Source organism: Streptomyces sp. NBC_01214, assembly GCF_026340975.1.
GTDB lineage: Bacteria > Actinomycetota > Actinomycetes > Streptomycetales > Streptomycetaceae > Streptomyces.
In genome coordinates, this window is record NZ_JAPEOS010000001.1 from 874130 (window position 1) to 895004 (window position 20875).

20 protein-coding genes are annotated in these 20875 nt (G+C 72.7%); 10 read left to right on the top strand and 10 right to left on the bottom strand.

Translation table 11 applies throughout. From position 1 onward, the window contains the following. Positions 1–19 precede the first annotated feature (19 nt). Positions 20–1240: an acyl-CoA dehydrogenase family protein gene (locus tag OG594_RS04325; RefSeq protein WP_266595305.1), complete on the top strand. Its 1221-nt coding sequence runs from the start codon at positions 20–22 to the stop codon at positions 1238–1240. After that, positions 1237–2304, top strand: coding sequence for a Zn-dependent alcohol dehydrogenase (locus tag OG594_RS04330; protein WP_266595307.1), 1068 nt, complete (start codon positions 1237–1239; stop codon positions 2302–2304). The genes OG594_RS04325 and OG594_RS04330 overlap by 4 nt, the downstream gene beginning before the upstream one ends. Positions 2305–2410: 106 nt before the next feature. Here the strand turns inward: OG594_RS04330 and OG594_RS04335 are convergent, their stop codons facing one another. Beyond that, positions 2411–3343, bottom strand: coding sequence for a D-alanyl-D-alanine carboxypeptidase family protein (locus OG594_RS04335; RefSeq protein ID WP_266595309.1), 933 nt, complete (start codon positions 3341–3343; stop codon positions 2411–2413). Positions 3344–3592: 249 nt separating this feature from the next. Further along, positions 3593–4210 (bottom strand): flavin reductase family protein, encoded by a 618-nt coding sequence (locus OG594_RS04340; protein ID WP_266602588.1) that lies wholly within the window; start codon positions 4208–4210, stop codon positions 3593–3595. 153 nt (positions 4211–4363) lie between these two features. Here OG594_RS04340 and OG594_RS04345 point away from each other — a divergent pair, with 153 nt between their 5' ends. Next, complete coding sequence (locus OG594_RS04345; RefSeq protein WP_266595311.1) at positions 4364–5293, top strand: hypothetical protein; 930 nt, start codon at positions 4364–4366, stop codon at positions 5291–5293. Between the two features lie 98 nt (positions 5294–5391). After that, positions 5392–6177 (top strand): VOC family protein, encoded by a 786-nt coding sequence (locus tag OG594_RS04350; protein WP_266595313.1) that lies wholly within the window; start codon positions 5392–5394, stop codon positions 6175–6177. A gap of 29 nt (positions 6178–6206) precedes the next feature. On the opposite strand, the gene OG594_RS04355 is transcribed toward OG594_RS04350, so the two are convergent. The 4 genes from OG594_RS04355 to OG594_RS04370 all read right to left on the bottom strand — a co-directional run bounded on the left by OG594_RS04355 (position 6207) and on the right by OG594_RS04370 (position 11545). Continuing rightward, positions 6207–7046 (bottom strand): enoyl-CoA hydratase/isomerase family protein, encoded by an 840-nt coding sequence (locus OG594_RS04355; protein ID WP_266595315.1) that lies wholly within the window; start codon positions 7044–7046, stop codon positions 6207–6209. 244 nt (positions 7047–7290) lie between these two features. Beyond that, the gene (locus tag OG594_RS04360; RefSeq protein ID WP_266595317.1) at positions 7291–9525 is read right to left on the bottom strand and encodes an acetate--CoA ligase family protein; all 2235 of its coding nucleotides are present in this window, start codon (positions 9523–9525) and stop codon (positions 7291–7293) included. A 230-nt stretch (positions 9526–9755) separates the two neighbouring features. After that, positions 9756–10328 carry a hypothetical protein gene (locus tag OG594_RS04365; protein ID WP_266595319.1) on the bottom strand — a complete coding sequence of 191 codons (573 nt, stop codon included), beginning with the start codon at positions 10326–10328 and terminating at the stop codon, positions 9756–9758. Then, complete coding sequence (locus tag OG594_RS04370; RefSeq protein ID WP_266595321.1) at positions 10325–11545, bottom strand: NAD(P)/FAD-dependent oxidoreductase; 1221 nt, start codon at positions 11543–11545, stop codon at positions 10325–10327. The genes OG594_RS04365 and OG594_RS04370 overlap by 4 nt, the downstream gene beginning before the upstream one ends. Before the next feature lie 205 nt (positions 11546–11750). On the opposite strand from OG594_RS04370, the gene OG594_RS04375 reads away from it, so the two are divergent. Beyond that, a complete protein-coding gene (locus OG594_RS04375) occupies positions 11751–12203 on the top strand; it encodes a DoxX family protein (RefSeq protein ID WP_266595323.1) in 453 nt (150 codons plus the stop codon). 8 nt (positions 12204–12211) lie between these two features. Continuing rightward, positions 12212–12622 (top strand): Zn-ribbon domain-containing OB-fold protein, encoded by a 411-nt coding sequence (locus OG594_RS04380; RefSeq protein ID WP_266602590.1) that lies wholly within the window; start codon positions 12212–12214, stop codon positions 12620–12622. A 19-nt stretch (positions 12623–12641) separates the two neighbouring features. Here the strand turns inward: OG594_RS04380 and OG594_RS04385 are convergent, their stop codons facing one another. After that, positions 12642–13316, bottom strand: a complete 675-nt coding sequence (locus tag OG594_RS04385; RefSeq protein ID WP_266595325.1) for a pyridoxal 5'-phosphate synthase — start codon at positions 13314–13316, stop codon at positions 12642–12644. A 948-nt stretch (positions 13317–14264) separates the two neighbouring features. Continuing rightward, a complete protein-coding gene (locus OG594_RS04395) occupies positions 14265–14744 on the bottom strand; it encodes a hypothetical protein (protein WP_266595329.1) in 480 nt (159 codons plus the stop codon). A gap of 539 nt (positions 14745–15283) precedes the next feature. Between OG594_RS04395 and OG594_RS04400 the strand changes: the two genes are divergently transcribed. Continuing rightward, complete coding sequence (locus OG594_RS04400; RefSeq protein ID WP_030388288.1) at positions 15284–15490, top strand: DUF4287 domain-containing protein; 207 nt, start codon at positions 15284–15286, stop codon at positions 15488–15490. 20 nt (positions 15491–15510) lie between these two features. On the opposite strand, the gene OG594_RS04405 is transcribed toward OG594_RS04400, so the two are convergent. Next, positions 15511–16800, bottom strand: coding sequence for an acetyl-CoA acetyltransferase (locus tag OG594_RS04405; protein WP_266595331.1), 1290 nt, complete (start codon positions 16798–16800; stop codon positions 15511–15513). A gap of 159 nt (positions 16801–16959) precedes the next feature. On the opposite strand from OG594_RS04405, the gene OG594_RS04410 reads away from it, so the two are divergent. Together OG594_RS04410 and OG594_RS04415 are read left to right on the top strand one after the other, a co-directional pair. Next, entirely contained in the window at positions 16960–18324 is a 1365-nt protein-coding gene (locus tag OG594_RS04410) for an acyl-CoA dehydrogenase family protein (protein WP_266595334.1), read from the top strand. Next, positions 18324–18797: a nitroreductase family deazaflavin-dependent oxidoreductase gene (locus OG594_RS04415; protein WP_266595336.1), complete on the top strand. Its 474-nt coding sequence runs from the start codon at positions 18324–18326 to the stop codon at positions 18795–18797. The genes OG594_RS04410 and OG594_RS04415 overlap by 1 nt, the downstream gene beginning before the upstream one ends. Before the next feature lie 71 nt (positions 18798–18868). Here OG594_RS04415 and OG594_RS04420 read toward each other — a convergent pair whose 3' ends face one another. Then, on the bottom strand, positions 18869–19516 hold the full coding sequence (locus OG594_RS04420; RefSeq protein WP_030013555.1) for a TetR family transcriptional regulator: 648 nt from the start codon (positions 19514–19516) through the stop codon (positions 18869–18871). Between the two features lie 319 nt (positions 19517–19835). Here OG594_RS04420 and OG594_RS04425 point away from each other — a divergent pair, with 319 nt between their 5' ends. Next, a complete protein-coding gene (locus tag OG594_RS04425) occupies positions 19836–20627 on the top strand; it encodes a VOC family protein (protein WP_266595338.1) in 792 nt (263 codons plus the stop codon). Positions 20628–20875 lie beyond the last annotated feature (248 nt).

Consider the following 20875-nt stretch of genomic DNA (forward strand, 5'->3'; position numbering starts at 1 on the left):
CAGGACCAGGGGGAGCGGCGTGGACTTCAGCTTCGGGGCCGAGGACGAGGAGCTGCGCGGGCGCGCCCGGACGTGGCTGACCGAGCACCTCGTCGGCCCGTACGCGCAAGTCCTCGGCCTCGGCGGGCCGGGCAGCGAGCACGAAGGGGCCGGGATCCGGCGGGCGTGGGAGCGCGAGCTCGGCCGGGGCGGCTGGATCGGGCAGGGCTGGGAGGCCGACGGGTGGGGAAACCGGCGGCTGTCCCTGACCGGCCAGGTGGTGTGGGCCGAGGAGTACGCGGCCCTGCGCGCGCCCGGCCGGGTCGGCCACATCGGCGAGAACCTCCTCGCCCCTACGCTCATCGCCTACGGGTCGCCCGAGCAGCAGGGCCGCTTCCTGCCCGGCATCGCGCGGGGCGAGGAGCTGTGGTGCCAGGGCTACAGCGAGCCGGGCGCCGGATCCGACCTCGCGGGCATCCGTACGGCCGCGGTACGGGACGCGGCCGACGGACTGTACCGGGTGACCGGCCAGAAGATCTGGACCTCGCTCGCCCAGGAAGCCGACTGGTGCTTCGTTCTCGCCCGCACCGAACCCGGCTCGCGCCGGCACCGGGGTCTGTCGTTCCTGCTCGTCCGGATGGACCAGCCCGGCCGCGTCGAGGTCCGGCCGATCCGGCAGATGTCGGGCACGAGCGAGTTCAACGAGGTGTTCTTCGACGGAGCGGTCGCAGCCGAGGTCGTCGGCGCCGAGGGCGACGGCTGGACCGTGGCCATGGGCCTGCTCGCCCTGGAGCGCGGAGTCTCGACCCTGGTCCAGCAGATCGGCTTCGCGGCGGAACTGGAGCGCGTCCTGGCCGCGTACGCGGCGCGCGCCGCCGCGGGAGCCGGAGACCCCGTCCTGCGGGAGCGCCTCGTCCGGCAGTGGGCCGAGCTGCGCACGATGCGGTGGAATGCGCTGCGCACCCTCGGAGCCGCGGGAGGCGTGGGCGACGCGGGCGACGCGGGCGCGCCCAGCGTGGCCAAGCTGCTGTGGGGAGGCTGGCACCGGCGGCTCGGGGAGCTGGCGGTGGAGGTCCGCGGGGCGGCGGCCACGGCCGGGCCGGCGGGCTGGGCGCCCGGGCTCCCGTACGAACTCGGACTCGACGAGGAGCAGCGCCTGTTCCTGTTCACCCGCGCCGACACCATTTACGGCGGCTCGGACGAGATCCAGCGGAACATCATCGCCGAGCGCGTGCTCGGCCTGCCTAAGGAGTCCAGGTGAGAGGCGTCGTGTTCGACGGCAAGCAGGCTCAGGTGGTCGACGACCTGGAGATCCGGGATCCGGGGCCGGGGGAGGTGCTCGTCGCGATCGGCGCGGCCGGGCTGTGCCACAGCGACCTGTCGGTGATCGACGGGACGATCCCCTTCCCACCGCCGGTGGTGCTCGGGCACGAGGGCGCGGGGGTCGTGGAGGCGGTGGGCCCGGGCGTCACCCACGTGGCGCCGGGCGATCACGTGGCGCTGTCCACCCTGGCCAACTGCGGGGCGTGCGCGGACTGCGACCGGGGCCGGCCGACGATGTGCCGCAAGGCGATCGGGATGCCGGGCCAGCCGTTCTCGCGCGGTGGGAAGCCGCTGTTCCAGTTCGCCTCCAACTCCGCCTTCGCGGAGCGCACGCTGGTCAAGGCTGTGCAGGCCGTGAAGATCCCGGCCGACATCCCGCTGACCTCGGCGGCGCTCATCGGCTGCGGGGTCCTCACGGGGGTGGGGGCCGTACTGAACCGGGCGCGGGTGGACCGCGGTGAGAGCGTGGTCGTCATAGGCACCGGCGGCATCGGGCTGAACGTGCTGCAAGGGGCCCGGATCGCGGGCGCCACGACGATCGTGGCGGTGGACGCGAACCCGGCGAAGGAGGCGGTGGCCCGGCAGTTCGGCGCCACGCACTTCGTCGACGCGTCCGCGGTGGCCGACCCGTCGGCGGCGGTCCGCGAGATCCTGCCGACCGGCGCCGACCACGCCTTCGAGTGCGTGGGCAACGTCAAGCTGATCCGCCAGGCGATCGACCTCCTCGACCGGCACGGCCAGGCGATCCTGCTCGGCGTGCCCGGCTTCCAGGAGGAGGCGTCGTTCCTCGTGTCGTCCATGTACCTGGACAAGACGATCATGGGCTGCCGGTACGGGTCCTCGCGCCCGCAGCGCGACATCGCGCTCTACGCCGAGCTCTACCGGCAGGGCGGGCTGCTGCTGGACGAACTGGTGACGGAGGTCTACCCGGTCGAGGACTTCGCCAAGGCCGTGGACGACGCCCACCACGGACGGGTGGCCAGGGGAGTGCTCACCTTCTGACCCGCCCTGGGGGGTGCCTCGCCCCCTACCGCTCTCCGGAAACGGCTCGGCTCCCCCGCCGGCGGGATCGCACCCGCCGGCGGAGGAGCCGTGAACCGAATCACCGTCAGTCGAGGACGTCCGGGATCGGGTCGGTGTTGCCGCGCTGCAGCGCCGCCCCGGAGCCGGCGCTGGAACCGAGCGCCCAGTCCATGAGCTTCATCGAGTCCGCGTAGCGCTCCTCGTCGTTCAGCAGGACGCCGATGACGGTCTTGCCGTTACGGGTCGCGGAGTAGACGAGGCACTTGCCCGCGGCGGTGCCGGTGCCGGTCTTGACACCGATCGCACCCGGGTACGCGTAGCCGGTGGGACGCTCCCTGATGAGCAGGTTGCTGTTGCCCCACGTGGCGTCGGTCGAGGTGCCGCCCGTGCTGTAGGTCTTCGCCGCCACGATCTTCGGGAAGGCGACGCCCGACATCGCGTACTTGGTGAGCTTCGCCAGGTCGCGCGCGGTGGTGAGGTTCTTGCCGGTCGGCGAGATGCCGTCGAAGGAGTCGTAGACGGTCTTGGTCATGCCCAGCGACTTCGCCTTGGCGTTCATCTGCGCGACGAAGTCCGCCGTGCGGGCCTGCGTGGTCGCGCCCTTGCCGAAGGTGTCGGCGAGCGCGTAGGCCGCGTCGCAGCCCGACGGGAGCATCAGCCCGTACAGCAGCTGGCGGACCGTCGGGGTGGAACCCACCTTCAGGTGGGCCGAGCTGGCGCCCTCGCGGACGACGTAGTCCACGTACTCCTGCTTGATGGTGATCTTCTGGTCGTAGTTCAGGTTGGGCGTGCGCATCACGACCTGGGCGGTCATGATCTTGGTGGTGCTCGCCCCCTGCCGTTGGGTGTCAGCGTCCTTGCTGGCCAGCGTGGCCCCGCTGGTGCCGTCGATCAGGATCGAGCCGGCGGCCGTGACGGGAGGTGCGGCGACCGGAGCCGCCGACGAGGCCGGCGAAGCGGCCACCAGGAAGGCCCCGGTGGCGACCGTGACGGCGATCGCGCCGCGCGTGCGGCGCATCAGGTTCAGTATCAAATCAAATCCCCGCGTTTCCGAAGAATTCCGAAGGGGCCCGCACGCCGAGGCGCCCCAGCCCCTGGGGGAGCTTACGCAGCGGACGGACGCGGGGACATCGAACTGCCGCGGGGACATCGAACTGCCGCAGGAAGAACGGCGGGCGGTCCGACGGCCCTGCCTGCCTGCCGGCCGGCCCTGCCCCGGCGGCCCGCCCCGCCCCGTCGGCCCGCCCCGCCGAGTCGGCCCGGTCCGTCAGTCGGCGAGGCGCCCGAAGCGGCCCTTGTGGAAGAGGAGCGGTCCGCCCTCGCCGGCCGCACCCATGGCCACCACCCGGCCCACGACGATGAGGTGGTCCCCGCCGGTGTGGACGGCCTGGATCCGGCAGTCGATCCAGGCGGGCACGGCGTCGAGCTGCGGCGATCCCGTGACGGGGGCGGGCGTGTGGGTCACCCCGGCGAACTTGTCCGCGCCGCTGACGGCGAAGGACCGGCACAACTCACCCTGTTCGGCACCGAGGATGTTGACGCAGAACACCCCGGCGCGGGCGATCCGCGGCCAGGTCGTCGACGTACGGGCCACCATGAAGGTGACCAGGGGCGGGTCGAGGGACAGCGAGGCGAACGACTGGCAGGCGAAGCCGGCCGGGCCCTGCGCGTCCTCGCCGGGCGGTGCCGTGATGACGGTGACCCCGCTGGCGAAGTTCCCGAGTACGGCCCGGAACTCGGCGGGGGACACCGGCGCGCGCTCGTCCTCGCCGACGGCGCGCAGGTCGGGACGCGGCAGGGCGTCGACGGAACCGGGTTCCCGCTGCGCCGGGGCGGAGGTGGGGGAGCCCACTGACCTGAGGTATCGGACGACGGTGGCCGCCATCCCTGCATGTCCCATCACAGCAACGATTGAAACTGACGGCTCGTCAGATAGGAAGGGGTGGGGGCGTGGATCCGGTTGATTGAACGCGTTCAATATAGGTGTAGAGTCTCGGCTCGGATAATTGAACGCGTTCAGGCGGGGGTGGTGGTCAGCATGGTGCAGACGGTGCGGGCGGGACGGGTGCCACGGGAGGGGGACCGCGGATGGTGGGCCGCGGCCCCCGGCGCGGAGGTCGTCTTCGCCGGACAGCTGCTGATCGGGGCCGTCCTCTGGTGCGTACTGACACCTCCGAGCGACGACTACGACCTCGGCCCGGGACCCGGATTCGGCGTGCTCGTGCTCTTCCTGGCGGCGGCCGTGATCACCCCCGTCCCGCTCCTGGGCGCCGCCGTCCTGCACGCCCTCGTCTTCACCCGCCCCGCCCTGGCCCTGTCCCGCCGGACCGGCCGGCGGCTCGTCGCACCGGCCTACCTCCTCGGGGCATCGGCGGCCTGCGCGCTGCTCCCCTGGTGCGCGGGGGCCCCGTACGCCGCCTCGCTCGCCTGGATCGGGGGCAGTGGCGCACTCCCCCTGCTGGTGGCGGGCCTGGGGCTGCGCAGCGCCCGGTCGACCGCCTTCGTCGGGACGGTGGCGAGCGTTCTGTCCGGGGTGCTCGCGCTGGCCGCCCTGATCGTCGGGCTCGAGCTGACGGACGGGGCCGCACTGGGCGAATCCGAGCCGCCCCGGCTGGCACGCGCGCAGTACGTGGGCGAGTGGCGCGGGACGGACGGCGGGGTGGTCCGGCTCCAGGAGGGCGGCGAGCTCGTGGTCGAGGACCTCCCGGTGGACCGGCGCCGAGCGGGCGGCTCCGATCACGTGGTGACGCGCTGCACGGCCGCCGGCACCTGGCAGGAACGGCCGCCCGACACCGGCTTCCACCAGCGCGCCGGAGTGGACCTGATCATCACGGACTGCGCCGGCTGGGAGCGGACCTGGCGGGTGGCCGGGACCGTGGACCGGCCCGAACTGTTCCAGGTGGTCGGTGACCCGGACGCCGGTGGGCTGCGGATCCTGCGCCGCGTGCCCGTACCCCCACACGGGTGAAACCCCACGCCTCCGTGGGGCCGTACGCCCGGGCGCGGGTGGAGGCTCGGCATCGTGGCAGCGACCTCGTACCGCCGCCGTAGTCCCGGGAGGACCCCATGCTCGGCACCGACTTCACCACCGGATCACCCAACTGGCTCGACCTCGGCAGCCCCGACACCGCGGCGGCCGCCGCGTTCTACGGCGCCGTCCTCGGCTGGGAGTTCGCCTCCGCCGGACCCGAGGCGGGCGGGTACGGGTTCTTCCAGGTGGACGGCAAGACCGTCGCCGCACTCGGGCCGCTCACCGAGGAGGGGGCCACGTCCGCCTGGATGCAGCACTTCATGACCCCCGACATCCAGGCCACCGCGACGGCCGTCACCGCCGGCGGCGGCACGGTCCGGATGGAGCCCGGGGACGTCATGGGAGAGGGCTGGCTGGCCCAGTTCACCGACCCGCAGGGCGCCGAGTTCGCCTGCTGGCAGCCCGGCAAGACCGCCGGACTCCAGCTGACCTCCGCCGACAACACGCTGGTGTGGACGGAACTCCACGTGCCGGACCCCGTCTCCGCCATCGCCTTCTACACCGGGGTGTTCGGCTGGCGCAGCGCCGAGATGCCCGCGCCCGGAATGACGTACCGGGTGCTGAGCACCGCCGACGGCGACCAGCAGGACACCTCCTTCGGCGGGGTCGCCCCCTTCCTGGGCGAGGGCGGCGAGGAGCAGGCGCGCTGGGTCCCGTACTTCGCCTCGGCGGACGTCGACGCCACCGTCGCGGCGGCCAAGGCGGGCGGCGGAACGGTGATCATGCCGGCCACCGACCTCCCCGAGGTCGGCCGGATCGCCTGGCTGGCCGACCCGGCCGGAGCGGTGTTCGCGCTGCTGAGGCCCGACCCGCGGATGTAGTGCACCGCTGCGGCCGCGCCGCGCCGGGGTCAGCGGCCGAGGTACTTGGGCGTGCGGCGCTCCACGAAGCTCGCCACGCCCTCGTTCGCGTCGGCGGTGGTCATGTTGATCTCCTGAGCGGTGGCCTCGGCGGCCAGCGCGGCCGCCCGGTCGCTGTCCAGGGAGGCATTGACCAGCTGCTTGGTCATGGCCAGGGCCCGGGTGGGCCCCTGGGCGAGCCGCTCGGCCCATTCCCGGGCCGTCGCCTCCAACTCCTCCGCCGGAACGACCCGGTTGACCAGGCCCAGGCGCTCGGCCTCGGCGGCCGGGACGGCGTCGCCGAAGAACATCAGCTCCTTGGCCTTCTGCGGGCCGACGAGCCGCGGCAGCAGGTACGCGCCCCCGCCGTCGGGAACCAGGCCGCGCCGGACGAACACCTCGATGAAACGGGCCGGTTCGGCGGCGATCACGAGGTCGCAGGCGAGGGCCAGGTGGGCGCCGATACCGGCCGCCGTGCCGTTGACGGCGGCGAGGACGGGCTTCTCGCAGTCGAGCACGGCCGTGATCAGGCGCTGCGCGCCGAGGCGGATCATCCGGGCGACGTCGCCGGCGACGCGTTCCCCGCCGGCCCCGGCCCCGGCCCCGGCCCCGGCCCCGGCCCCGGCGGCGGGGCCACCGCGCAGGTCGGCGCCCGCGCAGAAGCCCTTGCCGGTGGCGGTGACGACGACGGCCCGCACGGCCGGGTCGGCGGAGGCTTCGGCGAGCAGCGCGATGACGCGCTCGCGCTGGTCCCAGGTGACGGCGTTCATCGCCTCGGGGCGGTTGAGGGTGATCCACGAGACGTTGCTCTCGATGCGGTGCAGGACTTCGTCCTCCGCGATGCCGGTCATGGGTGAACTCCCGTTCGGGGGCAGTCGGGTGCGGTGTGTGCGGCGCCGTTGCGGGGGCGCTGCCCCCGAGCCCCCGCGCCTCAAACGCCGGCGGGGCTGAAATACAGCCCCGCCGGCGTTTGAGGAGCGGGGTCCGGGGCGGAGCCCCGGCTGGGGGTCCCCCCGGACGGAGTCTGGGGGATGGCGAAGGGGCGGGGCGGGGAGAGGCTCCGCGCAGCGGTGACCGCGGGGCAGGAGCGCAGCGTCAGCGGCAGATGGCGAGCGCGTCCAGCGCCACCGCCCCCTGCCCCCGCGGGAGCACCATCAGCGGGTTGATGTCCAGCTCGGACAGCTCGTCGCCCAGCTCGAGCGCCATCCGCTGGATCCGCAGGACGACCTCCACCAGGGCGTCCACATCGGCCGGGGGCGCCCCCCGTACGCCCTCCAGCAGCGCATGCCCGCGCAGCTCCCGCAGCATCGCCCGCGCCTGGTCCTCGCCGAACGGCGGCACGCGGACCGCCGCGTCGTGCAGGACCTCCACCAGGACCCCGCCCAGCCCGACGGTGACGGTGGGGCCGAAGAGGTCGTCCTGGGTCACGCCGACGACCATCTCCACGCCCCGCTCCACCATCTGGCAGACCAGGATCCCGTCGAGCGGCACGTTCTCGTAGCGCGCGATGTCGGTCAGCTCCCGGTACGCGTCGCGGATCTGGCTCGCCGAGGTGAGGCCGATCTTCACCAGGCCGAGTTCCGTCTTGTGCCCCAGCTGCGGGCCCGAGGCCTTCATCACCACCGGGTAGCCGACCAGCCCGGCCGCGCGGACCGCCGCCGCCGCGCTGGTCACCAGCTGCTCGCGCGGCACCCGTATCCCGTAGGCGCGCAGGAGCTGCTTCGCCGCGTGCTCGCTGAGCTGCTGGGACGGCCGCATGAGGGCCTGCGCCTTGCGGTACGAGGGCGAGGGCGTGCGCGGTGCGTCCTCGAAGGGGGAGCGGTATCCGGCGGTGAAGCGGTGGTGGCCGAGGTAGGCGCGTACGGCGGTGATGCAGTTGCCGAAGGTACGGAAGGTGGCCACGCGGGAGGAGCCGAGGAGGGTGGTGCGGTAGGCGTCCTCGGTGCCGACGGGGGAGCCCCAGATCACGCAGACCAGCTTGTCGCTCTGCTCGGCGGCGTCCACCAGGTCCTGGGCGAGCTTGTCGCTCATGGGCGGGAAGGGGCCGGTGATCGGGCAGATCAGCACGCCGACGGACGGGTCCGCGAGGATCGCATCGATGATCTTGCGGCCGCGCCAGTCGCCGACGGGGTGGCCGCCGTTGTCGACGGGGTTGGCGACGTTCAGGTATCCGGGGATCCACTGGTGGAGTTCGTCCTGCTTGGCCTGCGAGAGGGTGGGCAGGGTCAGGCCCGCCTCCGAGGCCAGGTCGGAGAAGTGGGCCCCGGTGCCGCCGGAGATGGAGTAGACGACGACCCCGTCCGCCTTGGGCCTGCGGGCCCGGGCGAGCAGCGCGGCGGTGTCCTGGAGCTCGTCGAGACCGTCGACGCGGATGACGCCGAACTGGCGCATGGCGGCGTCCACGACGGTGTCGGCGCCGGTCAGCTTCCCGGTGTGGGAGGCGGCCATCCGGGCGCCGGTCTCGGTGCGGCCGACCTTGACGGCGACGACGGGGACGCCGTTGCGCGCGGCGTGGTCGGCGGCGAGCAGGAAGGCCCGGCCGTCCTTGAGGCCCTCCACGTAGCAGGCGATGGCCCCGACCTCGGGCTGCTCGGCGAAGTAGGAGATGAAGTCGGAGGTCTCCAGGTCCGCCTCGTTGCCGGTGGGCGCCCAATGGGAGAGCCGGATGCCCAGCTCCTGGAGGGTGTAGACGGGCCGGCCCTGGTGGCCGGACTGGGTGATGAGGGCGATTGCCGGGCCGTCGAGGTCCTCGCGGAACTCCTCGAAGGCGTTGAGGTTGGTGTTCGGGCCGAGCAGGCGCAGGCCGGAGCCCCGGACGGCGGCGCCGAGCCGCTCCTGGGCGGCGGCTCCCGCGTCGCCGGTCTCGGCGAAGCCGGAGGCGAAGGCGACCGCGAACTTGACCTTGGTCTCGGCCAGCTCCTCGATGACGGGGAGCGGGTCGGCGACGAGGAGGACGGCGAGGTCCACCTGTTCGGGCAGGTCGGCCACGGAGGCGTGGCAGGTCAGCCCGAAGACGGTGGTGCGGGTGGGGTGCACGGGGTGGATCCGGGCGCCGACGCGTTCCGCCCAGGCGATGAGCTGGCGGGTGATGCCGGTGTTCGGCCGGCCCTCCGCGTCGGAGGCGCCGATGACGGCCACGGATTCGGGCCGGAAGAACCGGTCCAGGTCGGGGACCTCGGCGTACAGCGGCCGTCCGCTGACGTCCAGGGGGACCGCGTCGTCGGCGGAGGGGGCCGCCGACGAGTGGACAGCGGTCCTGGGAGACTCCCCGCAGGCCTCGACACGTGCGCGGAAGTCGGTGGTGAGGGTGCCGTGAGTAGATCCAAGCATCGTTGCCGCCCGCTCCTGCTCGATGAACCTCGATGGAACTCAATAACTGACGTGCAGTCAGATTACTGAACTGACGTGCCGTCAGGAACAGGGCTGCGCAGGAAAGGTGTGGAGGTGATGTGGCGAAGTGAACGGTGACAGATCCCGCCGGGACCGGTCCAGGGCGCGATTCGGCCGACACGACGACCGGGCGGGTCCGCCCCGCCCGGCAGCCCGGCAGCCCCGGTCGCTCACAGCAGCGCCGTCTCCACCCGGCCGGTGAACCGGCCGCCGACCTGATCGGCGAGCCACACGATGCGGGCGGTGTCCTCGGCGAGCGCGGCGTTCCGCACGTGGACGTGGACGGTGTGGTCTTCGGACAGCTCGCACTGGTAGAGGTCGCGGGAGTTGACCGAGAGCGTGAGGTACGCGTACTTCTGCGAGACGTATTCCAGCCCGGCCTCGGGCACCTCGGGCCAGGCGTTCAGATCGAACCGGACGGCCGCCGGGTCGGGACCCAGCGCGGCGATGAACGGCTCGGCGAGTTCGAGCGGGTGGCACCAGTCGAACACCGCGATCGGCAGGCATCGCGCCGGGTCGTCGCCGGCGTCCGACGAGGCCTGCTCGGATTCGTCCATGGACCGCCATTTGAGGGCGGGCAGCACCTCGAGCACGCGGGCCAGGACCTCCGGCGACCGGACCACGGCCTCGAAGTCGACCTCCCCGCCCGTGGTGTCCGCGATGTCCAGCAGGGTGCGCACGGCGCGGATCGCCTCCTCCAGGTCGGGCGTCGTCAGGACGGCGCCGGCATCGGAATTGCTCATCGCGGAGCCGCCCCGGTGGTGCGCAGGCGGCGGGCGACCGCCTTGGCGATCTTCTCCGCGTCCAGGGCCATCTCCCGGAACATGCCGCTGATGGGGTTGCTGAATCCGGTGAAGTACAGGCCGCGGGCCTGCTCGGGGGTGCGGGCGCCGTGCGTGCGCGGACGGCCGCGCTCGTCGAGCACCCCGAGGTGGCCGACCAGCCCCTCCAGCGCCCGGCGGTAGCCGGTCGCCGCGATCACCGCGTCCGGGGTGATCCGCGAACCGTCCGCGAGCACCACCTCGGCGCCGTCGAAGGACTCGACGGCGGCCACCGGCTCCACCTTGCCGCTGCGGACCGCGTCGATCAGACCGACGTCCTGAACCGGTATCGACCCCTGCTTCACCCTGCTGTACAGGCCGGTGGCCGGGCGCGGAAGGCCGTACGCCGACAGGTCCGGCACGGAGGCCGCGGCGACGAGTCGACCCACCCGGTCCACGAGCCGCACCGGCAGCCGGCGCACGAGGATCCCGCTGCGCTGGGCCGGCCAACCGGCGGTGGAACGGCGCATGATGTGCGGAGCGGTGCGCACGGCGAGCCGCACCCGCGCCGCGCCGCCCTCGACGAGGTCGACGGCTATCTCGGCGCCGGTGTTGCCGACGCCGACGACGAGGACGTCCTGGCCGGCGTACGGCAGGGGGTTGCGGTACTCGCGGGCGTGCAGCAGTCGGCCCTCGTACGCGTCCCGGCCCGGCCAGTCGGGCAGCGCGGGCGTGTGGTTGTACCCGGTGGCGATGACGACGGCCGCGGCCGCGAGCTCCCGGCCACCGCTGGCGTGCAGGGTCCAGCCGCCCTCGCCCTCGCCCTCGCCCTCGCCCTCGGGGCCGGGCCCGGCGGGCTCGATCCGGGTCACCTCCACACCGGTGACCAGCTCCAGCTCATGGAACTCGGCGTACCGCTCCAGGTAGCGCACGACGTCGTCGCGGGAGACCCAGCGCCCGAAGCGGCGCGGCATGGCCAGGCCCGGGAGGGCGGAGAGCCGGCGCGTGGTGTGCAGGCGCAGCCGGTCGTAGTGCTGCCGCCAGGATGCGCCGACCGCGTCGGACTTCTCGACGACCACCGCGCGGACCCCGCGGGCGCGCAGCGCGGCGGCGGCGGCGAGGCCGCCGGGGCCGGCCCCGATGACGTACACGGGGCGGGGCTGGGTGGTCATGTCGGGTGCTGTGGGGTCTCCGGGCATGAGGTGTGATCGTATCGCCACGCTGGGTTGATGGGTCTCGGTCGGGCGGGGAATCGATTGCGGATCGATCACGGGCGCGCGCGGTGCCCGCGGGGTCGCGGATCCGCTGCCGGCCGGGGCCTTGCGCGATCGCTCCGGATCCGCTCAACTGACGTACCGTCAGATAGAGCGTGCGCATCGATCGCGAGAGGGGTGGGGGCTGCCGATGCAGACCATCTGGCTCAGTGGGGCCGAATGGCTCGCCGTGCTCCGGATAGGCCTCGGCCTGTGGTGGCTGGAGAGCTGGCGGCACAAGGACAAGAAGGGCTGGTTCGAGCGCGGCACCGGCATCGCCTGGGCCGCCGACGTCGCGAACAAGCACCGCTGGACCTTCGTCAAGGGCGGCTTCGAGCTGGTCGTCGCACCGCGGCCGAAGGCGATGGCGTACACCGTCGTCTACGCGGAACTCGCCCTCGGGCTGGGCCTCGTACTCGGCTTCCTGACCCCGGTCGCCCTGATCGGCGGACTCCTGCTGAACCTGCTCTACCTCGTGCTGATGATCCACGACTGGGCCGAGCAGGGCCAGAACGCGATGATGGCGCTCATTTCCCTCGTCGCGCTCCTCGCCATGTCCTGGCAGACCTGGTCCCTCGACGCGTCGATCGGACTGTTCCTGTGACCGGCACGGTGCGGTATGACCTCCCCGAGGCGGACGACTTCACCCGCCCCTACTGGGACGCGGCCGCGGAGGGCCGGCTGCTGCTGCGGCGCTGCGCCGACTGCGGGCGGGCGCACCACTACCCGCGCGAGTTCTGCCCGTTCTGCTGGGCCGGCGAGGACCGCGTGACCTGGGAGCCGGCGAGCGGCCGGGCGACCCTCTACACGTGGTCGGTGATCCACCGCAACGACCTCCCGCCGTTCGGTACGCGCGTCCCGTACGCGGCGGCGGTCGTCGACCTCGCCGAGGGCCCGCGGATGATGACCGAGGTGGTGGACTGCGAGGCGGCTGACCTGCGCATCGGCATGCCGCTGACGGTCACCTTCCGCGAGGCCGCGGACGGGGTGTGGGTGGCGGTCTTCCGGCCGGCACCGGACTGAGGGCCCTGCGGGCCGGGGATCAGGGCCAGAGCAGCTCGCGCTCCCAAGGGCCGCCTGCCGTACGGGAGTACCGAAGGCGGACGTGCCGGCGCGCGGCGTCCCCCTGGAAGAACTCCACCTCGGTGGGGTCCAGCACGTACCGCGTCCAGGTCGGAGCCGGCGCGTCCGGCTCGGCTCCGGCCCGCTCCCAGGCGGCCGCCGAGACCCGCGCCAGCTCCTCCACGGAGCCGAGCACCTCGCTCTGCCGCCCCGTGAGCGCGGCGGCGAGCGCACCGCGCGAGCGGACCGCCAGGTCCGCCCGGCTCTCCTCGGGCCCGCAGGGGGCGACCCGGCCCCGGACGCGGACCTGGCGGCCCACGGTCGGCCAGTAGAACCCGAGGGCCGCCTCCGGGTGCCCGGCCAGCTGCACGCCCTTGGCGCTGGTGGCGTGCGAGGCGAAGTGCCAGCCCCGCGCGTCGACGTCGTGCAGCATCAACGTCCGTACGTCGGGCCGCCCGTCCCCGTCCACGGTCGCCAGACTCATCGTGTGCGGCTCCAACTGCCCCGCCCGCGCGGCATGCACGAACCACTCCCGGAACAGCGCCAAAGGCTCACCGGGCGCGGCGGCCGGATCGAACCCGGGGAGCGGGAAGTCCCACACGCGCAGGGAATGCAGGGTGGCACTGAACTCGTCGCTGCTGTTCTCGCTGCTCATGCGGCCCATGCAACAGCAGGGAGTGGGGTGAGGGCCAGGGGGCCAGGGGGTCGGGGGGCGCCGGGGGTCGCCGGGGCGGGTGACGTGCCGGGTGGGGGCTTCGGTAGGCGGGAGCCTGCCGGCCGGCATCAGGGATGGGTATGGGGGTTTCCCGTCAGTCTCATCGTCCCTCCGTGTCGGGCCGGTCCCTCAAGGGCGCTCCTTCGTCGCGTCGCTACGCGATGTCGCTGCGCTCCACCCTTGACCGACCGTCCCGCCCCGGAGAACCGAAGACCGCCGGGAACCCCCCCAAAATAACGGGCCGGGCTTTCCTTTCCAGGGACGGGCGGTCGGAGACACCCACCCCTGTCGGGCGCGAACAGCCACGACCGAGAGACGGGCCCATGACAGCCACCTGCCGCGTCGGGGGAAGCGCGTCCAATCGCTACGCGCTCCTCATCTCTCAGCGTCTCCAGCCCGTCTTGGGTCGGACATAAGCCGCCCACGGCCTCGGGGGTTCTGATGGAGGGCGTCCGACGGCCGACCGCGGTTGGGCATCGGCCGCCCACGGCCGCTGGTCGTCCGGCGCTCGACCTGCGACCGGCTGTCCAAGTCACTTGCCGTCCGTCGCGCGTGGGTGTCCGGTTCCGGCAAAGGTGATCCAACAGGTGTCACGAGCCGTGTCCACGAGGTACCAAATCCGACCGCCTCCCGTCACCTCGATCTGCCACTGCGCACACGTCTGTCCACGGTAAATGCCGTGGGCCAGAGTTCCCTTGAGACGGTGTTGGCGTGATGTTTCGACCACGGGCCTGGGTTCCGTGCGCATCATGACCCAGGCTCGGTACGTGTTCTCACGGGCTTGCTGGGCGAGACATTCCCAGCCCTTCGCCGATGCGGCATCGGCGAAGCGGACATCCCACTGACCCTCCGGTGCCGGGGGTGCGGCTCGGTCACCGCGTCCCGTGGTCAACGAACGTCAAGAGGGTCGGGTACGGGGCCGTAGTCCGCGCCATGGTCTGTCGTCAGTGCCGACAGGAGAACGGGATCGGAATGCACCTCGGCCGTGTGCTGCCAAGCGATGAGCAACTGGGCGACGGACGCGTTGTTGCCGATCGAGTCGGCGGCACGCATGGTGTCGACCAATTCCACAGCAAAGGCATGGACGTCCGGCTCGGGAAGGAAGCGGACCCAGGGAAACGCCTCCGGCAGTATGTCGAGGAGCAACTCCATGCTGCCGGGCTCTCGCCTCGCCATGGCTGACAGCATCCTTGTGGCGGCCGAGACCACGGTCTGGTCCTGCTCGGCTCTGGCAGCGGTGGTGAGGACCAAATCCTCACCGTCCCTACGGTGCAGCAGCAGCCGTGGTGACTCCTTGAGTCGAGCCAGAGTCTGCTTGTTCTTGTTGACCAGCTCGGAGAAGTTCACGGCGGCGTTCTCGGCACTCATGACTTTGAAACTACTTCGAAAGTAATGGACCCGCCATCGCCCATATGAGGGACAACAGGGGTGAGACCAACCGCGGACGGCCGTCGGACGCGTGAAGGAGGGGTGCCCGTGGGCGGCCTATGTCCAGCCCCGGACGGTCGTCGGGCGCCCTCGGTGGGAACGCCCGGGGCCCGTGGGCGGCTTATGTCCAGCCCAAGACGGGCTGGAGACGCTGAGGGATGAGGAGCGCGTAGCGATTGGATGCGCTTCCCCCGACGCGGCAGGTGGCTGTCATGGGCCCGCCTCTCGGTCGTGGCTTCTCGCGCCCGACAGGGATGGGTGCCTCCGACCGCCCGTCCCTGGAAAGGAAACCCCCATACCCATCCCTGATGCCGGCCGGCAGGCTCCCGCCTACCGAAGCCCCGCCTACCGAAGCCCCCACCCCCGCCCCGAAGAAATTCTTCGCCCCACCGATGAGTTGTCCTTCCCGACGCGGTCATACCTACGAGACCGCACCGCACCGCACACACACCCGCACCGCCCCCGGAGGGACACGCATCATGGCCGAGACAGTGAAGGGCCCCGCCAGCTACTTTCCGTCGATCGAGAAGAAGTACGGACGTCCGATCGGGGAGTGGCAGGACCTCATCCGGTCCTCGCCGCTGACCAAGCACATGGAGCTCGTCTCGTGGCTCAAGACCGAGCACGGTCTCGGGCACGGTCACGCCAACGCGCTCGTCGCCCACACCCTCGCCGAGGGGAAGTAGGTCCCCCGGGCGGGGGCCGGTCACCCCCGCCCCAGCAGGACCGTGCCCGACGAGCAGAACCAGCCGCCCGTGCCCGAGGCCAGGGCGACCTCCGGGAGGCGGCCGCCGGGTTTGGTGACCTGCCCCGCCCCCGCCTCGCCGCGGAGCTGGCGGACCGCCTCGACCAGGAGGAACAGGCCGCGCATGCCGGGGTGGCAGGCCGAGAGGCCGCCGCCGTCGGTGTTGACCGGGAGTTCCCCGTCGCGCAGCAGGCGGCCCTTCTCCACGAACGCCCCGCCCTCGCCCTTCGCGCAGAAGCCGAGGTCCTCCAGGGTGACCAGGGTCATGTAGGTGAAGGCGTCGTAGATCTCCGCGAGGTCCACGTCCGCCGGGGTGAGGCCGGCCCGCTCGAAGGCGATGCGGCCCGAGACCGCCGCGGGGGACACGGTGAAGTCCTCCCACTCCGACATGGTGGTGTGGGAGACGGACGTGCCGGCCCCCAGGATCCAGACGGGGGCCTTCGCGGTGTCCGGTACGTAGTCCTCCGCCGCCAGGAGCACCGCGCAGCCGCCGTCCGAGCGGATGCAGCAGTGCAGCTTGGTGAAGGGGTCGGCGATCATGTCGCCGCCGAGCACGTCCTCGACCGTGATCGGGTCGCGGAACATGGCGTCCGGGTTCGTGGCCGCGTTCGCCCGGGCCTGTACGGCCACGGAGGCGAGCTGCTCCAGCGTCGTCCCGTACTCGTGCATGTGGCGGCGGGCGGCCATGGCGTACTTGGAGATCAGCGTGTGCCCGTACGGGACCTCGAACTGCAGCGGCCCCCGCGCTCCGAAGGAGAGGTTGGACGTGCGGCGCCGCGCCTTGATGTCCGCGCGGGCCGTGGAGCCGTAGACCAGCAGCACGGCGTTGGCGTGCCCGGCGGCGATCGCGTCCGCCGCGTGGGCGGCCATGACCTCCCAGGTCGAGCCGCCGACCGAGGTGGAGTCGACCCAGGTGGGGCGCAGGCCCAGGTACTCGGCCACCTCGACCGGTGCGAGCGTGCCGAGGCCGGCCGAGGCGAAGCCGTCGATGACGGAGCGCTGCAGGCCGGAGTCGGCCAGGGCGCGCCGGGCTGCCTGCGCGTGCAGGGCGTAGGGGGTGGGGCCGTCGACCCGGCCGCAGTCCGAGAGGGCGACGCCGACCACCGCGACCCTCCGGCGGGCGCGGGGTGCGGGTCCGGTCGTAGGGCCGGCCGCGGGGCGAATCGCGGGGCGGGTCGTAGGCCCGTTTGCGGACCCGGTCGTGGGTCCGGTCGTGGGTCCGGAGACGGGTCCGGATGTGGGTCCAGGCATGAGGGGACGGTATATCTGACGAAGCGTCAGACGCTAGACCCAGCCCCGCAATCGACCTCCTTCACCCCCTGTGCTTCTGCTTCCGCCGGGCCTAATATGACGGGCCGTCAGACACTCCCCCAGCTACCGCTGGGAGGTGCCCCCGGGAGGAGCCCGACGATGGATGCCGCCTTCACCGCGGAGCAGGACGAGATACGCCGTACCCTGCGCGAGATCCTGGGCAAACGCTGCGGCCCCGACGAGGTCAAGGCCGCCGTCCGCACCGCCGCCGGACACGACCGCGAGCTCTGGCAGCAGCTGGCCCGGCAGCTCGGCCTGCCGGGCATCGCCGTCGCCGAGGAGTACGGCGGTGTCGGCTGCGCCCCCGCCGACCTGGCCCTGGCCTGCGAGGAGACGGGCCGGGCGCTGCTGCCCTCGCCGCTGCTGGCCACCGCCGCGCTGTGCGTGCCCCTGATCGCCGCCCTCGGTACCGACGCCCAGCGCTCCGCGCTGCTCCCGCCGCTGGCGACGGGCGGGCTGACCGCCGCCCTCGCCGTCAGCGGTCCGGCGCTGGCCACCGCCCTCGCGCTGACCGGCGAGGACGCTTCCGGACAGTGGTCCGGCGGCGGCCGCGCGGGCGGTGTCCAGGCCCGCGCCGTCGCCGCCGAGACCGCCGCGACCACCGACGCCGCCGCGACCACCGACGCCGCCGACACCGGCTGGCGGCTGTACGGGGAGGCCGTCCAGGTGCTCGACGGGCACAGCGCCGGGCTCCTGCTGGTCGCCGCGCACACCGGCGGCTTCGCGCGCAGCCGCACGCTCCTGTTCCTCGTGCGGGAGGGCGCGCCGGGGCTCGTACGGTCCCGGCAGGCCGTCCTGGACGAGACCCGCCCGCAAGCCAGGATCGAACTGCGCGACGTACCGGCCGAGTTGCTCGGCGCCGAAGGGGCCGATGTGCTCGGCGCGCTCGCCGCCACCGGGCGCACCGCCGCTGCCGTGCTGGCCGCCGAGGCGGTCGGCGCGGCCGGTCAGGCGCTGGCCCGCACGGTGGAGTACGTACGCCAGCGCGAGCAGTTCGGTCGGGCGATCGGCTCCTTCCAGGCGGTCAAGCACCGCCTCGCCGACCTGTACGTGCAGGTGCAAGCGGCCCGCTCGGCGGCCTACTACGCCGCCTGGGACCCGGACCAGGGCGGCCTCGCGCTCGCCCAGGCCCTGGAGGCGCTACGGGTGACCGCGGGCGAGGCGATCCAGCTGCACGGCGGCATCGGCTTCACCTGGGAGCACGACGCGCACCTCTACTTCAAGCGGGCGGCGGCCGACGAGCTGCTGTTCGGCCCGGTCCACCGGCTGCGGGCGCACGCCGCCGACCGCGCGGGCCTGTTCGCGGACCCGGCGGCCGCGCGGCCGCGGGAACACCCCGCAGCGGACCCGGACCCGACCGCCGCGGCCCCGACCGCCGCGGCCCCGACCGCCGCGGCCCCGACCGGGACCACGTTCCCGCCCACGTCCCCGCCCCCGCCCGCACAAGAGAAGGTGGCCGTCTGATGGCTCCCGGCGTCAAGCTGATGCAGAAGGTCTCCTCGACCATGCTCTTCGCCAAGATCGCACCGCACTTCATCCCCGCCCTGGACAAGGCGGTGCACAAGCTGACCCGCGGCAAGGTCATCCTCAGCGCCCAGATGCTGCCGGGCGTGATCCTCACCGCCAAGGGTGCCAAGACCGGTGAGCCGCGCACGACCCCGCTCGCCTGCATGCCGGAGGACGGCGGGACGACGTGGATCCTGATCGGCTCCAACTTCGGCCGGCCCGGGCACCCGGCGTGGACCGGGAACCTACTCAAGCACCCGGACGCGGACGTGAGTTGGCAAGGCCGGGACATTCCCGTCCGGGCCCGGCTGCTGGCGGGTGAGGAACGCGCGGAGGCGTGGCAGGCGGTGCTGGGGTTCTGGCCGCCGTACGCGACGTACCAGGCGCGCATCGAGCGCGAGATCCGGTTGTTCCGCCTGGAGCGTCGCTGATCGCAGGCGATCGGACGGGGTGGTCGGACGGGTGGTCGGTGGGCCCCTGGAGGGCGTCCGGGGGTCCGCCGCTACTTCGTGGGCTTCTTGCCCGTGATGCCTAGGTGGACGAGCAGCGCCAGGTTCGGCTTGAGCTCGGCCTGCTTGACGCCCCAGGTCTGGAAGCCCTTCTGGTGCGAGGCGACCGCGGCCAGCATCGCGACCAGGGAACCGGCCATCGCCGCGGGGCTGATGTCCTTGTCGACCTTGCCCTTGGCCTGGAGCTCCTTCATCGATTCGGTGAGGGAGTTGGTGACCGAGTTCAGGATCTTCATGCGGATCTTGTAGAAGCGCTTGTCGCCCTCGGCCGCGCCGAGGTCGACGACCCGCAGGATCGCGTCGTTGCGGCGCCAGAACTCCAGGAAACCCTCGACGAGTTCCTCGGCGGCGGCCCACCCTGACTTGCCGACCCAGGTCCGGCCCTCGACGAGCGACGTCAACTGCGCGCCCTCGGTGGCCATTTGTTCGGCGATCTCCAGGACGGCGCCCTCGACGTCCGGGAAGTACTGGTAGAAGGTCGCGGGGGAGGTACCGGCCTTGCGGGCGACGTCGATCACTTTGACGTCGCGGTACGGCGAGGAGCTGAGCATCTCGCTGAGGCAGTCGAGCAGCTTCTGCCGCGTCGCCTGGCCGCGCCGGCCGGCGACACGCCCGTCGACGGTGCGTACTTGTCCTGTCATGCCGTCAGCTTACCGAGGGGGGATCGGGGCGCTATTCGGCCGCCTGCAAATGGGGTTACGGGGTGCCTGGCCTGGGCCGAAGAGGATCCCGGGCGGCCGGGCAGGCGCATTCCGGACGAAAATCGGCTCCCGCGCGCCCCCGGCCGGGCCGTGTCCCCGCGCCACCCGCGCCCCGCGCCCCGGCCCGGGCGCGTCGCCCGGTTCCACAGGGTTTCCCCCGAATAGTCTTATCAACAGGCTGTGGACAAGTTTTCGGGCGGATCATGGCTGAGAGGGTTGGGAGGGTACACACCCCCGCACAACGGAAGGAAACGGGCCCATGGCCACATTCGTGGAAGGCGCACCCTGCTGGGTGGACGCCTCGCTTCCGGACGTCGAGGCGGGCAAGCGCTTCTACGGCGAGCTCTTCGGGTGGACCTTTTCCGGCGGTGCCGCCGAGTACGGCCACTACACCCAGGCCTACAGCCGCGGCCGCAACGTCGCCGCCCTCGCCCCCAAGCCCGACGGCCGCATGCCCACCGTTTGGGGGATCTACCTCTACACCACCGACGCCTACGCCTGCGCCCAACGCATCCGCGCCGCCGGCGGCCAGATGGTGATGGACCCGATGCCCGTCGGCCCGTACGGCACCGCGGCGATGGCCGCCGACCCCGGCGGCGCCGTCTTCGGCCTGTGGCAACCCGGCACCCACCACGGCTTCGACGCCCAGCAGGAGCCGTACACGTACTGCTGGAGCGAGGTCTACACCCGCGCCCGCGACGCCGTCGACGTCTTCTACGCCAAGGTCTTCGGTTACGTCCCGCAGGACCAGGACGACGCCGGCGTCGAGTACCGCATCTGGTCCCCGCCCGGGACCGCGCCCGGCACGGACACCGCCGTCCTCGGCCGCAGCCTGATCACCGACGCCTTCCCCGAAGCCATGCCCGCGCACTTCCTCGCCTACTTCGCCGTACCGGACTGCGACCGGTCCGTCGCCACGGTGCAGCGGCTCGGCGGCCGGGTCACCGCCGATCCCTTCGACACCCCCTACGGGCGGATCGCGGTGGTCGCCGACAACCAGGGGGCGGTCTTCGGGCTGCTCTCGGAACCCCGCACGCAGCCGGACGCGTAGTTGGATGCGGAGTTGGGCGCGTAGCCGGACGTGCGGGCGGATGCACGGCCCCCGCCCGCCGGGCCGCGGCCCCCGTCCGCCGGGCCGCGGGCCCCGTATCCCGTCCGTATCGCCCCGGTCCCGGAGGGATCGCCGAGCAGATCACACCACCCCGCTCGACGTGCCGGGGCCGGACCGGGTCCGGGCCTGACAGAATCGGGGTTGCTCGACCCGGGCGGCGCCCGGAGTGAGACGCTGCACGGGGCAGG

Excerpts from the sequence above, each read along its gene's own strand:
- OG594_RS04335 (WP_266595309.1), bottom strand. The coding sequence starts at position 3,343 with ATGCGCCGCACGCGCGGCGCGATCGCCGTCACGGTCGCCACCGGGGCC.
- OG594_RS04340 (WP_266602588.1), bottom strand. The coding sequence starts at position 4,210 with ATGGCGGCCACCGTCGTCCGATACCTCAGGTCAGTGGGCTCCCCCACC.
- OG594_RS04345 (WP_266595311.1), top strand. The coding sequence starts at position 4,364 with ATGGTGCAGACGGTGCGGGCGGGACGGGTGCCACGGGAGGGGGACCGC.
- OG594_RS04350 (WP_266595313.1), top strand. The coding sequence starts at position 5,392 with ATGCTCGGCACCGACTTCACCACCGGATCACCCAACTGGCTCGACCTC.
- OG594_RS04355 (WP_266595315.1), bottom strand. The coding sequence starts at position 7,046 with ATGACCGGCATCGCGGAGGACGAAGTCCTGCACCGCATCGAGAGCAAC.
- OG594_RS04360 (WP_266595317.1), bottom strand. The coding sequence starts at position 9,525 with ATGCTTGGATCTACTCACGGCACCCTCACCACCGACTTCCGCGCACGT.
- OG594_RS04365 (WP_266595319.1), bottom strand. The coding sequence starts at position 10,328 with ATGAGCAATTCCGATGCCGGCGCCGTCCTGACGACGCCCGACCTGGAG.
- OG594_RS04370 (WP_266595321.1), bottom strand. The coding sequence starts at position 11,545 with ATGCCCGGAGACCCCACAGCACCCGACATGACCACCCAGCCCCGCCCC.
- OG594_RS04375 (WP_266595323.1), top strand. The coding sequence starts at position 11,751 with ATGCAGACCATCTGGCTCAGTGGGGCCGAATGGCTCGCCGTGCTCCGG.
- OG594_RS04385 (WP_266595325.1), bottom strand. The coding sequence starts at position 13,316 with ATGAGCAGCGAGAACAGCAGCGACGAGTTCAGTGCCACCCTGCATTCC.
- OG594_RS04395 (WP_266595329.1), bottom strand. The coding sequence starts at position 14,744 with ATGAGTGCCGAGAACGCCGCCGTGAACTTCTCCGAGCTGGTCAACAAG.
- OG594_RS04400 (WP_030388288.1), top strand. The coding sequence starts at position 15,284 with ATGGCCGAGACAGTGAAGGGCCCCGCCAGCTACTTTCCGTCGATCGAG.
- OG594_RS04405 (WP_266595331.1), bottom strand. The coding sequence starts at position 16,800 with ATGCCTGGACCCACATCCGGACCCGTCTCCGGACCCACGACCGGACCC.
- OG594_RS04410 (WP_266595334.1), top strand. The coding sequence starts at position 16,960 with ATGGATGCCGCCTTCACCGCGGAGCAGGACGAGATACGCCGTACCCTG.
- OG594_RS04415 (WP_266595336.1), top strand. The coding sequence starts at position 18,324 with ATGGCTCCCGGCGTCAAGCTGATGCAGAAGGTCTCCTCGACCATGCTC.
- OG594_RS04420 (WP_030013555.1), bottom strand. The coding sequence starts at position 19,516 with ATGACAGGACAAGTACGCACCGTCGACGGGCGTGTCGCCGGCCGGCGC.
- OG594_RS04425 (WP_266595338.1), top strand. The coding sequence starts at position 19,836 with ATGGCCACATTCGTGGAAGGCGCACCCTGCTGGGTGGACGCCTCGCTT.